This window comes from Algoriphagus sp., from assembly GCF_024305035.1.
GTDB lineage: Bacteria > Bacteroidota > Bacteroidia > Cytophagales > Cyclobacteriaceae > Algoriphagus.
This window is the reverse complement of sequence record NZ_JAMWZB010000008.1, coordinates 67,464-82,087: the sequence shown is the minus strand read 5'-3', so window position 1 is coordinate 82,087 and position 14,624 is coordinate 67,464. Positions and strand designations below refer to the sequence as shown.

The 14,624-nt window shown below is 42.8% G+C and carries 9 protein-coding genes; 5 read left to right on the top strand and 4 right to left on the bottom strand.

Annotation, left to right across the window (positions count from 1 at the left end):
- Window positions 1-43: 43 nt before the first annotated feature.
- The 4 genes from Q0L00_RS05995 to Q0L00_RS05980 all read right to left on the bottom strand — a co-directional run bounded on the left by Q0L00_RS05995 (window position 44) and on the right by Q0L00_RS05980 (window position 951).
- Window positions 44-196: a DUF4295 domain-containing protein gene (locus Q0L00_RS05995; protein ID WP_092792398.1), complete on the bottom strand. Its 153-nt coding sequence runs from the start codon at window positions 194-196 to the stop codon at window positions 44-46.
- Window positions 197-232: 36 nt separating this feature from the next.
- Window positions 233-415, bottom strand: coding sequence for a 50S ribosomal protein L33 (rpmG, locus tag Q0L00_RS05990; protein ID WP_087938519.1), 183 nt, complete (start codon window positions 413-415; stop codon window positions 233-235).
- Window positions 416-447: 32 nt separating this feature from the next.
- On the bottom strand, window positions 448-690 hold the full coding sequence (gene rpmB / locus Q0L00_RS05985) for a 50S ribosomal protein L28 (RefSeq protein ID WP_297336028.1): 243 nt from the start codon (window positions 688-690) through the stop codon (window positions 448-450).
- Window positions 691-792: 102 nt separating this feature from the next.
- Window positions 793-951, bottom strand: a complete 159-nt coding sequence (locus tag Q0L00_RS05980) for a DUF5522 domain-containing protein (protein ID WP_297335957.1) — start codon at window positions 949-951, stop codon at window positions 793-795.
- Window positions 952-1,018: 67 nt separating this feature from the next.
- On the opposite strand from Q0L00_RS05980, the gene rocD reads away from it, so the two are divergent.
- The 5 genes from rocD to Q0L00_RS05955 all read left to right on the top strand — a co-directional run bounded on the left by rocD (window position 1,019) and on the right by Q0L00_RS05955 (window position 14,621).
- Window positions 1,019-2,287, top strand: a complete 1,269-nt coding sequence (rocD, locus tag Q0L00_RS05975) for an ornithine--oxo-acid transaminase (protein ID WP_297336027.1) — start codon at window positions 1,019-1,021, stop codon at window positions 2,285-2,287.
- Between the two features lie 71 nt (window positions 2,288-2,358).
- On the top strand, window positions 2,359-3,024 hold the full coding sequence (locus Q0L00_RS05970) for an HAD family phosphatase (RefSeq protein ID WP_297335956.1): 666 nt from the start codon (window positions 2,359-2,361) through the stop codon (window positions 3,022-3,024).
- Window positions 3,025-3,275: 251 nt separating this feature from the next.
- Window positions 3,276-4,469 carry a porin gene (locus Q0L00_RS05965; protein WP_297335955.1) on the top strand — a complete coding sequence of 398 codons (1,194 nt, stop codon included), beginning with the start codon at window positions 3,276-3,278 and terminating at the stop codon, window positions 4,467-4,469.
- A 280-nt stretch (window positions 4,470-4,749) separates the two neighbouring features.
- Window positions 4,750-11,364 (top strand): DUF6603 domain-containing protein, encoded by a 6,615-nt coding sequence (locus Q0L00_RS05960; RefSeq protein WP_297335954.1) that lies wholly within the window; start codon window positions 4,750-4,752, stop codon window positions 11,362-11,364.
- A 2-nt stretch (window positions 11,365-11,366) separates the two neighbouring features.
- Window positions 11,367-14,621: a hypothetical protein gene (locus tag Q0L00_RS05955; RefSeq protein ID WP_297335953.1), complete on the top strand. Its 3,255-nt coding sequence runs from the start codon at window positions 11,367-11,369 to the stop codon at window positions 14,619-14,621.
- Window positions 14,622-14,624: the final 3 nt, after the last annotated feature.

Below are 14,624 nucleotides of genomic sequence, written 5' to 3'. Positions count from 1 at the left end.
GATGGACAGAGGGACTATAAATCATTACGATGCTTTTGGCAAATTATTTTTTCAGGGTGTCCTGAACCAAAGTGGCTGGAACCATTTCCTCTTTGAAGGTGTATGCGCCAGTTTTGTCAGACTTGACCGCTCTGATCACTTTGGCGTAGGATACGCCGCCTTCTTTTTTTAGGGTTGCTACTACTTTCTTAGCCATATCTTATGTTATTTATGGAGGAAAACCTCAGCTAAATTATTTAATTTCTTTGTGAACAGTAACCTTCTTGAGGATTGGATTGAATTTTTTCAACTCCAAACGCTCAGTGGTGTTTTTTCTGTTCTTGGTTGTGATGTATCTGGAAGTACCTGGCATGCCAGAGGCTTTGTGCTCCGTGCATTCCATAATCACTTGTACTCTATTTCCTTTCTTAGCCATCTTATTGTCCTTTTATTGCGTCGTGACTCTGATTATCTGATTACAATCATTCCTTTGTTCTGTGCTTCTTTCAACACTGCAGTGATTCCCTTCTTATTGATGGTCTTCAATGCCTTGGTACACACTTTCAAAGTAATCCATGCGTCTTCTTCAGGAACGTAGAAAGTCTTCTTGTGAAGATTTGGGTAGAATCTACGTTTTGTCTTATTGTTTGCATGGGACACGTTGTTACCTACTCGAGGTCTTTTTCCGGTAATGTCACAAACTTTTGCCATGATTTTATATCGTAATTGGTATGCGTTTCTGTAATGAGTCTGCAAATATCGGAACTTTTTGGGAATTAACAACAAAGCCCCTTAAAAATATATGGGTTTATTTTAGCGCTTGGGGTAGGGGCAGTGTCGGCATCCGCTTCCGCAGCAATAGCCTCTGTTAAGGTGGTATTGCTCGGTGAAAACCATCAGCCCCTGTTCATTGAAATAATAGTCTCCAGGCTTCAACTCCGGGATTGGTCCTTTCTTCTTTTCTGTTTTCATGGTAGGCCTCTCGGGCATTTGCTATATTTGCTCTGGTAAAATTATTTTAAACTCAAAATTAATTAAAATCATGGAGACCATCACTTCAAGCAAGCAGGCTATTACCCTGGAAGATCAATACGGCGCGCACAATTATCATCCGCTGCCTGTAGTGCTCAGTAGAGGTGAGGGGGTTTTTCTCTGGGATGTCGAAGGAAAAAAATATTTTGATTTTCTCTCAGCCTACTCGGCAGTCAACCAAGGACACTGCCACCCTCGAATCAAGAATGCTTTGATCGAGCAAGCGGGCACACTTACACTGACTTCACGGGCCTTTTATAATGATGTATTGGGTCCTTTTGAAAAATACATCACCGAGTATTTTGGATTTGACAAAGTCTTACCGATGAATACAGGGGCAGAAGGAGTGGAGACTGCCATTAAAATTGCCCGAAAGTGGGGGTATGAAAAGAAGGGTGTGGCAGAAAATAAGGCTAAAATCATCGTTGCTGAAAATAACTTCCATGGAAGAACGACTACCATTATTTCGTTTTCCAATGATGCCAATGCCCGCAAAAATTTTGGACCTTACACCGACGGTTTTATCCGAATCCCATATGATGATATTAAAGCATTAAGAGCCGCTTTGAGTGAGGAAAATGTAGTGGCTTTTTTAGTGGAACCCATTCAAGGTGAAGCAGGGGTATACACCCCTGCAGATGATTTTATCCGACAGGCAAAAGAAGCTTGTTTGGCAAAAGAAGTTTTGTTGATCGCCGATGAGATTCAGACCGGGATAGCCCGGACAGGTTCGCTTTTGGCAGTATGTGGAAATTGCAGTTGTGAAGGTCACTGCGAAAAACAGAGGAGCTATACCAAGCCGGATATGTTGATTTTGGGGAAAGCTATTTCAGGAGGGTTTTATCCCGTATCGGCAGTCCTAGCAGATAATGAAATCATGAATGTGATCCAGCCGGGCCAACATGGATCCACTTTTGGAGGGAATCCCTTAGGAGCTAAAGTGGCAATTGCTGCCCTTGAGGTGGTTCGTGATGAGAAATTGGCTCAAAATGCACGAAAGCTGGGACAGCTTTTCCGTGAGCGAATGCAAAAAATGATTGACAAGCATCCGATTGCAAAACTGGTTAGAGGAAAAGGGTTGTTGAATGCGGTCGTAATCAATGACTCCGAGGATAGTACCACCGCTTGGGATATTTGTGTGAAATTGGCTGAAAATGGACTTTTGGCCAAGCCAACTCATGGTAATATTATTCGATTTGCCCCTCCGCTAGTCATAACTGAAGAGCAGCTGCACGAATGCTGCGATATTATTGAGCGGGTGATATCACAATTTTAAATAAGAGAAGAATTTATTTAGATCGGGGGGCTTGGCTGAATAGTCTGGCCACCCCTTTACCTAATAATACGATGAACAAAGCGATTTTATTTGATATGGATGGTGTCATCTGTCACACCAACCCATTTCATTCCTTAGCCTTCAAGCAGTTTTTTTCAAAACGGAACCTGTTTCCTACTGAAGAGGAGTTTTCGCTTCACATGTATGGAAAAAGTAACTCTTATATAATGAGTCATTTTTTTGGGAGGAAAATTCAGGGAGAAGAACTTTTGGAACTGGAAGAGGAAAAGGAGAGTCTCTTTCGGGAAATCTATCAATACCAGGTTGAACCCATTGCGGGATTCATGGATTTCTTTTTAAAACTAAAAAATAAAGGCCTTAAAACCGCTGTGGCTACTTCTGCTCCTTTGGCTAATCTAGAATTGATTGCGGGAAAATTAAACTTGTTTCCACACTTCGAATCAGCTATGGCTAGTGAACATGTGACCAAGCATAAGCCGGATCCGGAGGTTTACTTGAAAAGCGCCGAAAAGCTGAATGTACATCCCGCTGATTGTATTGTATTTGAAGATTCCTTTTCAGGGGCAACGGCAGGATTAAATGCGGGGATGAAAGTAGTCGCGGTGCTTTCTTCTCACAGCAAAGAAGAGCTGCCAGTGTGTCATTACTATATTGAAAACTATGAAGGACTAGAGCCTGAATTTTTGTTGGAGCACTTGGGAGAAGAAAGTTTTTAGCTAACAATGATCTAATATTTTTTTAACATTGATTTTTAAAGTCACATTTAGATAATGTTAAAAATGTGGTTAAAAATTGATTAGCAGCTAATTAATTAAACTGTCTCTATTTGAAATCAAATTTAATCTTAGTTCAAGTAATGATTTGATAATATTGGCTTCATTATTTAGACATTTTTAACCTAGACCTTTGATCCGCTGTACAATTTATAATACCTATTACTACATCTTATATGCGAAGATTCTTCGCGATGGCTATCATCCAAGTGATGATGTCACTACCTGCCGTTTTTGCAAGGGACGTGCAGAGTGATTCACTGCCATCCAATTCCAAAGAATCAGCTCCTATCAAGGGCTGGTATGAAAAACTACGATTAAGAGGATATGCGCAGCTGCGATATAACGGGTTGTTTGAAACCAACCCCAACCTCCTGTGTGACCAATGCGATAAGTCCTGGGGAGGTGATGGGGGAGGGTTCTTCTTCCGTCGAATTCGCTTGGTTTTCTTTGGTCAGGTTCATGAGCGAGTTTACGTTTACATTCAGCCGGATTTTGCCTCGGGTGGAGGTAATTTTGCTCAAATCAGAGATGCCTATTTTGATGTGGCTCTGGATGCTGAGCAGGAGTTTAGACTGCGGATCGGCCAATCCAAAGTTCCGTTTGGATTTGAGAATATGCAGTCCAGTCAAAATAGACTTCCCCTTGACCGCCATGATGGAATGAATTCTGCAGTACCTAATGAACGTGAAGCAGGGGTGTTCTTCTATTATGCCCCACAGGAAATCCGCAAGCGATTTAGTTATTTGGTTTCCTCTGGACTGAAGGGTTCAGGTGATTACGGGATGTTTGGATTTGGGATTTACAACGGGCAAGGACCCAATGCGCAAGATAGGGACAAAAATGTCCACGTCGTTTCGCGATTTACCTATCCGCTTTTGCTGCCTTCGGGTCAGATTTTTGAAGCTTCCTTTCAAGGCTATTCGGGTTCTTATATCGTACAGCGTACTACGCCTTCTGATCAAGATCAAAATGAATTTAGAGAATATCGTTACGGGCCTACATTCGTTCTATATCCACAGCCTTTTGGATTTCAACTTGAATACAACTGGGGAAGGGGACCTGAGTATCATCCTGAGACAAATGATGTCGTCGATGCTCCGCTGAGTGGCGGTTATGCCATGCTCAATTATCAGTGGAAAGCAGGAAATAAATTATTCATCCCCTTTACGCGCTATCATTTTTATAAAGGAGGAAAAAAGTTTGAGATGGATGCTACCCGTCATCGAGTCAAAGAGTTGGAGTTAGGTGTAGAGTGGCAGTTTAACCCCAATTTTGAATTGGTGACCATGTATACGATTTCTGATCGGACCTTTGAAAATTCAACCAATCCCACCAATCGTCAAAAAGGAAGCTTGCTCAGATTGCAGGCACAGGTGAATTTCTAAGAATAAAAAATTATACTAGAAAAGACGGGTTCAGAAGAGCTTGTCTTTTTTTCTGTACTTTTAACCTATTCTTGCGACCGAGAAAAGACCTTTTTTAAAATAAATATTTTTTTAATTAATTTCATAAGTATTTAAAAAAGCAAAATAATTTATGGGTTGAATTATACTATTCAATTGAATATTGGTTTAAAAATTTTTCCACAAAATTTTTAAATAAAATATAATCTTCTTAGATTGAGGCTGTTGTGTTTTTGTGGAATTTTTCAAACCATCCATTTTTATGGCTGTAATCGACTTGCCTTTTGAATCGCTTCTTTCTGATTCTGGAATAAATCAGCTTAAAGGACAATTGGATCAATTGCTTTCCAATCCCTCTGATAGAGGCCAAATGGTTCTAGAGCATTTGCGGGATAATGCAGATCTTCCCATCAAAATCCCGGTTTCGGTTTCCAAGGAATCCGCGCAATATGTCATCGAGACCGTTCAGGATTTGGTTACTGATGAATTTGAATTTTTTCTCCAAGATCTAGAATCGGTTTTAAAGGAGTTTCATATCAAACTCAATGAAACCACCACGGCTATTGAGGAATTAATTTTTCGTGCAGAGTCTCAGCTTCTGTCTATACGGGATCGGGTGAGTGATGAATTAGTCAAAATCCCCTATGAAATTGGAATCCGAGACACTAACGGAACTCGGGAGTTTTTCATCACTCAGACAGGAATGATCGAGGGCAAGGTCCATGGAGTAAACATGAACATCAAAGAATCCGAGCTTTCGTTTACCACATCCATGCTGTCCGGGCTTTCATTAGATCTTGATGTGTTGATGCCTGAGCTCAATGCGCTAAATAATGCCGCCTCTCAACCAATCAACCTTAAATTGGATTTTGCTGCTGGGATATTTACTGGAACTGCCAGCAATCTTCCTCCAGCCCGATTACAAGGAATCAGGGCCAGTCTCACCCAATTGACTCTGGTGATTCAGGATGGAGATTTTCAATCCGGTACCCAAATGTCGGGAGCGTTTGAATTTGATTTTTTGGATGGAAGTACGCTCGACTTTTCTGTCGAATTGCTCAATAATGGTGATGTCCGCTACCAAGCCCAAAATCCAGAAGGACAAGAGCTGAAAAAAGGCAGCGTTTCTGTCTTTTTTGAAAAAATCGAAGTCCTCACTCATCCTGATTCTCCGGCAGATGTGGACATCATGGGGTGGTTTCAGCTTCCCGGATTGGTGAATCCTGCTACGGATGAACCGGTGAAAACCGATTTTCAATTTGCCTACACAGATCCTTATTTTGAATTTACAGGAAAAAACTTTCAGACATTTCCTCTCGGGTTTGGCAGCTTGACTTTCGATGAAGTTCATTTGGAAATTCACAAAAACGGCACCCTGGAAGAAAGTAACTGGTTGGGCAAACTTTCCCTGCCATTTTTCTCAGATGGGGCTCTTGATTTTGCAGTTACGTTTGAAAATACGCCCAGTAACCGGTTTAAACTGTCAGCTAGTAATCCTGCCAGTCAGTCGCTGCGCCATGGTGGGTTTGAATTGAATCTTCAGCAGTTTGAATTGATTTATGAAAACAATATCCTGCAGGATGTTGATGGAGCAGGGGAGCTACTGATTCCTCAATTTACCAATGGGTCCGCGATCTGGGTCTCAGTTAAGTTTAACCGTGTGGGGAACCAAGAAAATCTGACTCTAGAAGCGACAGATTTTGGTACTCCGGAGGTTGCGGGCTGCCAAATTGACTTTGCGCAGATTCGATTCGATTTTGTCAACAATACAATTTCATCCAGTCAAATTACCGGCTCGCTTTCACTTCCTCATTCCAATGAAGGAACAGGTGTTGGTTTTCAATTGGAAATCGAAAATGGAGGGGAGGATTACTCTATCCAACTTTCAGGAGATCCACAAACTCAAATTTTACGATTTGAAACGATTGAATTGCTGCTGACCACATTTGAATTGAGAATAGTCGGTCAGCAATTGAGCTCCGTCGATGGAAGCGGCAAATTAAAACTGCCTGGATTGAGCCAAGCATTTGATTTCAGTTTTGATACCGACATCAGTGGTCCGAATGTTTCCTACCATTTGGAGGTCAATAATGTAGAGGCGGAGATTCAGGACTTCAAGTTGACATTTGATCGGATCCGTCTGGAAATAGAAAAAGGTCAATCCTTGGAAGCGGAAGCATTCGGCAGTTTAGTTCTACCGGTATTTGAAGAGGATGGCCAGTTGAGCTTTGAAGTAGAGTTTGGCAGCGAATCCAATTATCGGATCAAAGTTGACGGGACGGGTGAATTGGTCAAATTCGGAGATTTTGAACTGAAGGAGGCCTCGATGGATCTTGAAATCGAGGGGGGAGAGCTGAAGGATTTTGAAGGAGAAGCTTTGCTTCGTATTCCGGGTTTTGAGGAAGATAGTGCCGTAGTCATCAGTTATTCCCATATCCAGGACCGGTACCAGATTCAACTTGAAAATCCCCTTGACGTCGATCTTTTTGATGGGTCTGTTGATCTCGAAAGCTTGAATTTTGTCATTCAAGATGGAAGTTTTGAAGAGGGGCTTGCGACAGGCAAATTTCAGCTTCCAGCAAACACTGGTGGGGCAGGTATTCAATTTCAGTTGGTAGTCGATCAAGACGGTAAAGGCTATCAGCTAGCTGTCCAAGGCGATCCCGACCAAAATCAAATTGAATTTGGCGTAGCGGTTTTAAAGTTTGACTCCTTCAATCTGAAAGTCAAAAATGGGGATTTAGAGAATCTCTCTGGTGCAGGTGCAATGGAACTTCCCTTGCTACAGCCCCCCTCTTTTGCTTTTCAGCTAACTATCGAACAAAATGGGTCAGACTCTAAGTTTGTGATCGAGGTTAATAATTTGGGGGCTGAACTGGAGAGTTTTAGTCTCTTCTTTGAAAAAATCCGTTTTGAGTCTCCTGATGGCGGAAATCAATTCAAAGCTGATTGTATAGGTCAGCTTACTTTGCCGGTTTTTGATGGTGACCCGATTGATTTTTCGATGGAGATCGGAGATGAATTTTATATCATTGCACTTTCAGGCCCTGGTCAAACCGCTAATTTTGGAATTTTTGTACTCAGTGACTTAGATTTTGATCTCAGAGTTCAGGATGGTCAATTGACCAGTACCACAGGTTCAGCCAAATTTTTTATTCCCGAAATCACTCCAGAAGGACAACCATTTACTGTAGCGGTAGATTATTCTAAAAATGGAGACGAAATTTTCAAACTAGAAGCAGAAGGCCTCCCCCCTGTCGATCTGGCAATTTTTACGCTGGAAGTTTCAGAATTGGGATTTACCGTTCGTAACAAAAGTTTCGATGAGGCGTCTATTTCCGGAACTCTGGGGCTCCCAGTTTTCGATCAGGGTGGGGAATTGGATTTTTCTTTTGAGGTGGAAGATGAGGGTAATTCCTACAAAATCAAGATCAATTCCTCAGGTCCACTCACAGGAAACGGATTGGTATTGGATGAGGTGGTTTTTGAATTGACGGTTTTGGAATCCGGTCTCCAGTCTTTAAATGGCGGAGCCAAGTTTAAGCTGCCGGGAGGCGATGAACCAGTGGCAGTGGATGTTGACTACAGCAAACCCGAAAATAAGCTGGAATTTGTGGCCAATTCGATCCCTGTCTTTCAGATCGGAGGGATGGATTTTACGTTCAGCAAGTTTGGTTTTGCTATCGTAGGTCAGGCATTAACAGATGCTGAATTTGAGGGAAATCTAAAAATCCCTGCCTGTGAGCCGGGTCATGATGAATTGTTTTTTGAATTTGAACTGACCGATGGGAATAATTATACAATCCAGGCCAATCCTGATGGACAAAAAACGGAGCTTAAGCTAGGCGATATCAGTCTTTTTATAGAAAATTTTGACCTGGAGATTTTAGCTGGGGAGTTGGAGTCCATCACTGCCAAAGCTGGATTGAGCTTTCCGGGATTCGAAGCCGAAGATAGCTCAGGTCCTGCGGAAATAGCCATTGATTTCGATTATGAGAAGAGCTCAAACCAGTATCAAATAGGAATCACTCAGGATCAAAAAATCAAGTTTGGAGGGTTTGCTTTTACAATCAAAACCCTTGTGGTCAGTTTCACCCCAGAGGATTTGCAGTATCCTTTTACGTTCGAGGGGGAACTCGAGATTCCGGGCCTAAAAGATGAATCTGATCAACAGGCCAAAGTCGAAGTACGTGTGGAAGTAACTTCTGAGGATGAATTTACGGGAAATGTAGAAAGTGATGCGGTTTTTTACCTCGGTAATGTCAAAATTTCAATTTCCAAAATACGGATAACTAAGCAGGGTGAGGAAGTCACAGTCGAATTGGAGGGAGAATTGGAGCTGGAAGGACTTACCGGAGCAAATGGACAAGCCACGGCTTTGAAAGTAGGAATTAAGATCGATAATCAGGGGGCATTTGAAATTCTCGGTCAAATCAATCCAAGTACCAATGCACTCAAAGTGGTGGATGTACCGAGTGTTGTAAGCATCTACCTCAATAAAATCAAACTCAGTAGAACTTCGACTAATGATTGGGATTTTGGATTGGGAGGTTTGATAGAAAATCAAATCGTGATCCCCGGAATGGATGATCTGCTTCCCAGTGAAATCAACTTAAAAAATCTTCAATTTGGTTCTGCTTTTGATATTGACTTGGATATCCGCTGGCCATCCGGATTGAATATTTCGTTTGGTGGGGTACAAAGTGAAGCTTTGATTCCAGTCAACGGGAAATTTGGAAATGCAGTCAGTTTGGATGCACTCAAAATCTCCTTCAAAGACAATGGGTCTTCAGGAGTTGATTTAGGTATTGCGTTTTCAGGGGCAACGATTACGCTGGGCCCAGTTGCAGCCTCGGTAGAAGGCTTGGGGATAGAGGCTAGGCTGACTAAGGCAACATTTTCAAACGGATCGCCACAAGGGGATGCCAATTTTGGGATTGTTAATATCGATATCCAATTTAAGCCACCGACCGGCTTAGGGGTTTCTTTGGAAACTCCTGTTTTTACAGGGGGCGGGTATTTATTTTTTGACCATGAAAAGGGCGAATATGCCGGTGCGGTAGAGCTTTCCTTTATGAATCTTTTTGCAGTGTCGGCCATCGGGCTGATCAATAGCAAAATGCCAGACGGGAAACCTGGGACCTCTGTTTTGTTTATTGTCTCGGTTGAGTTTGGAACAGGAATCGCGCTAGGCTTCGGGTTTTTCTTATCGGGTTTAGGGGGTATTTTAGGGATTCATCGTACGATTCAAGTAGAGCGCCTACGAGACGGTGTCAGATCGGGCACCATTCAAAATATTCTATTCCCAAAGGATATCATCGCCAATATCAATCAGATTCTGACTGATATTAAGGAGGTTTTTCCAGTCAAGCGGGATCAATTTGTACTCGGCCCGATGGCTGCAATCACCTGGGGAGTTCCGACAATCCTCCGAGTGGATTTGGGATTGGTGATAGAATTTGCCAATCCGGTCCGATTTGGGATATTGGGTGTGTTGAGAGTGATATTACCCGATGAAAATGTCTCCTTGATCAAAATTCAAGTAGCATTCTTGGGCCTGATTGATTTTGAAAAGGGCATGCTTAGCTTCGATGCAAGTCTGTTCGATTCCAAAGTATTGACTTTTGGCTTGGAAGGTGATATGGTACTTCGGATCAGTTGGGGTGGAAAACCAGATTTTGTCCTCTCTGTGGGAGGTTTTCACCCTAGGTTTGAGCCCCCCACCCATTTGCAGATTCCAACCATGAAGCGGATGACGCTTAAAATTCTTTCAGGCAATCCTCGACTGACCCTTACCTGCTATTTTGCAGTGACTTCAAATACGGTTCAGTTTGGTGCCGGGATTGATTTTTATTTTGGCGTAGCTGGATTTAAGGTCGTGGGAGAGTTTGGTTTTGATGTATTATTCCAATTTTCACCGTTTCGCTTTATCGCCGATGCAAGGGCAAGATTGGCCGTTATGGCTGGCAATACAACGCTTCTAAGCCTATCGCTTGAATTTAGCCTGGAAGGTCCTGCTCCTTGGCGTGCCAAAGGTACAGCCAAATTCAAAGTGCTATTTTTCTCGGTCAAGGTCAAATTTGATGTCACTTGGGGAGATCAGCGGGATACCAGCTTACCGGATATTGAGGTGTACCCTTTGCTGTTGGAGGCCTTGGAAGATAGTCAAAACTGGCGAAGCATTACCCAGTCAGCAGGAAGTTCGGGATTGCGCATGAAGACACTCAGTGATGAAGGGGAGTTGATTTTGACCCCAAATGGTAGTATAGAAATCAGTCAGAAAATCGTCCCGCTCAATGTGGAGATAAGTAAGTTTGGACAATTTAAGCCTGCAGATTATTCCGAGTTTGAAATATCCGAGATTTCCATTGGCAGCTCTGATGTAGATCCAAGTTTTGTTCAAGAGCTTTTTGCATCGGCCAACTTTGTGGACTTGCCCGATAATGAAAAGCTCAGCTTGCCTTCCTTCAACCCTCAGGACTCCGGTGTCAGTTTAAAAGCCGGAAGTGAGTTATCCTGTGGCAAACTGATCCATCGTCCCGTTCAGTACGAAGAGATGGTCATGGATGAAGTCAATACTCAGTGGAGTTTGGTTAGGGGGAATACATTTTCATTACCTAAAGTGGAGGGAGCTTATTTTGGTAAAAATGGTGCAATAGCCCAATCCAAGCTTTCGGCTAAACGAACAAAAATCCATAATCTTCATCGTGTGGAATTGAATAAGCCTGCCTTTGCGGTGGCTAGCACGGAAGATCTGACGGCTTTGCCTAATGAGAAGCAAATGACTTATATCGAGGCGATGAACGTGGTCAAGTCAACTTCCAAAAAGGGTGCACGAAGTATACAAGTGGTTTCCAGTGATATGTTAGAATTATAATTATGCCAGATTTAGCAAGCTACTCTTTTTTGCCGTGGGTTCGATTGGGACTCGGAAATGAAATCATTGAGGTGGATTCTTTGGGCGCTGCTCTTGGGAACAATCCGGTTTTGGAGCGTCCCGAGATTTCAGTTTCCGCCACTCTTAAAGGAATTCAAGAAAATCAAAGCAAAGAATCCACCATCACCAAAACGGTCAAGGTGCAAGGTCCGGGAGATGTGTTGGGCGTCAATTCCCAGTCAATTATCCGGGTACACCCGAAAAGTGGGGTAGCAAATTTTGAAACCAATAATCTCTGCTATATTGAATTTTACGAAGAAGACCTTCCTTGGAGGTTTACGCCAGCTAGACCCAATGGAGAGAAGTTACGTCCATGGTTAGCTTTGATTGTGCTGAGAGAAAATGAATTTGAAAAAAGTAAAGGAGGAACTCCCACTCCGTATATCACGATTTCCAATGAGGCATTATCCAAAGTTTTTTGTAATACAGAGGATACCTATGCACTGGCTCACGTCCAAGTACTGGAGGAAATTCAAAGTAGTAGCCCCAATCTTTCTTCCGGTTTAGCCGATTTGATTGCCAAAGATCCTGACTCGGCCCTTTCCCGGTTGCTATGCGCTCGCAAACTCGAATTTACTACTCCCGGCCCTGGTCTTGATTATGACCCGAATCGATATCATGCTTTTTTGATTCCCGCCTTTGAGACGGGGCGTCGGGCTGGATTAAATCTGGACACGCGTGAGGTACCCGCGCAGCAGTCTTCTTGGAGTAACCATGCGATCACTGAAGGTACTAACCCCAATGATTACCCTTATTATTTCACTTGGAACTTCCAGGTGGATCAAGGAGGAGATTTTGAAAGCTTAGCACAGCTATTGGAAGCGCGCGAACTGCCTGAAAATATCGGAAAGCGTGAGATGCTGTTGGATGATATGGGTTATGGAATTATGCCCGTGGGTGATGATGCGCTGGGTTTTATAGAAGGTGCCATGCGCCACCCCAATTACCAAACGGCAGCATGGCCCATGACAAATTTGGCGTTAAAGCAGCAACTGCTAGAGGTGCTTAATCTATCCTTCCATTTACAGAGCACCACGGATTCTGATCATTCGGCTTTTTTCTTTTCTCCCAATCGGGAAGAGGATCCGATTATCACACCTCCCATTTATGGAAAATGGCATAAAGGAGTGGATAAGCTTTCCAATAATGGGACAGATTGGGTTCATAAATTAAACCTGCATCCCAGCAACCGCGCCGCAGCAGGCCTTGGAGTTCAGGTGGTCCAAAAGCATCAAGAGAAGTTTATGGAGTTGGCTTGGGAACAGATCGGTGAAATCAATGAGGCCAATCAGAAAATCCGGGAAAATGAGCTTGCAAAAAGGGCTTCCAAGGCACTGTTTTCTAAAAAAATCCAAAAATTCGATCAGTTGAATTTGATGCTTGCTGCTGGAAAATCTTTTGAAATGGTCAAGTTTCAGGCTAATGCAACGATCAAAAAAATCTTAAAGACATCGACCGTTCCCACAGCCATTCGATCAGGGACGTTTTTGAAAGTAGCCAACAATTTTACCCCTACCGCTTTAATGAATGGAGGAGTAGACGGAGCTAAAGCGGTTCTTAATCAGGAACTTTTTGCCAAGATGAATAAGGCCGAAGGGGAAATTGGCAAAATCTCAGCTGCACCTCCCAAAGGAGAACCCCTGATGTCAATTAGCTCTACAAAAACTTTTGAGTTAATCAACCAGGTGGTGACCAATCCACCTAAATCTTTTATGGAGCGATTTGCCACTGTACTGATTGCTGTGGGGCCAATGGTGACTAACACGGACTCCTTTCTTCCTGCACTGCAGGCTGAGTTTACCAAATCTGCAGAATTTGAGCGAGCTGTTGCAATCGTGAATTCGTGTAAGAAAGCCGGTTCACGCAAAGTCATTCAAGCCAATAAGGCATGGGAATTTTTAGTGGAAAATGAGGTCTTTGAAGGACGGATAAGTGATGATTTTGATGAAGGAATCTATGGCACTGTCAAGACTGTTAATTCTGATTTTCAGTTTGAAAAGCAAATTTTGTTCAAAAAGAAGTCAGCATCGACCAATTCCACACTGATTCAATTTCAACAGGTAGAAATGCTGAAAAGTCGGATAGCATATTCGAATGGCTTTTCTACCCTTTTTAATATTAATGCGGCGAGTGATCCTGCTGCATTTCAGGTGACGACCCGCCCTATTAAGCCGGTATTGGAGGAGACGTTCGTGGCTACGCTACAAAGCAAACTGGATCCAAAAGTCAACTTTAAGCGAAAGTTAGGAGCATTTTTCAAAGGAGCAGTACCAAAAAATCATAAGCCGATCATGGCCTATCCGAGATTTCCATTTCCGGTTTATCATTACCTCAAAGAAATTTCTCCGGATTACATTATTCCCAACGTGTCTGAGATCGAGCCCAATACCATTACGCTGATGGAGCCCAATTGGAAATTTGTGGAGTCATTTCTTGTGGGAATGAATCATGAGTTTTCTCGCGAACTTCTATGGAGGGAATTTCCTACCGATATGCGAGGAAGTTATTTCAGGCATTTTTGGGATTACGAAAATAATCCGAATCTAGGCTCAGTGGCTGAATTGAGTGAACTAATTGAAAATCAGGATAAATGTGCAGATATCGATAAAATTCACCTTTGGAATTCTTCCTTGGGAAATAACCAAGCCAAGAAAGGGATAGGTTTGGTCTTATTGATCAAGGGTGACCTATTAAGGAAGTATCCAAACACACTGGTTTATGCACAGAAGGCTGTGTACCAAAATGACAATCCAGCTTTGCACAGGCAGTTAAGTGATTATGATGATCTTCAAAATGTCAAATGGCCGGTCCTGAGTGGCACCTTAGAGCCGGATGTCTATTTCTTTGGATTTGAGCTTACCCCTGAAGAGGCCAACGGAAATCGAACCGGGGACCCAGGTTGGTTTTTCGTACTTCGGGAGCGTCCAGCCCAGATCAGTTTTGGATTGGATGATGCTGCCGAAACCTTGCCTTCACTGAATAGTTGGGACGATTTAGCATGGCAGCACATTACTCAGGATATTGACCAGTACCCTCCTTACCTGCAGGTTAAGGGAAAATTGAAGGTTAATGGAAAAAGTTTGGGATTGGGTTCTCCTAAAGTCAGTTGGAATTCCAGCAGTAGTGAGATGGCTTATATTCTCTATCAGTCTCCAATCCTTTTTGCTCGTCATGCGTCCACCATGCTAACCGAATAATGC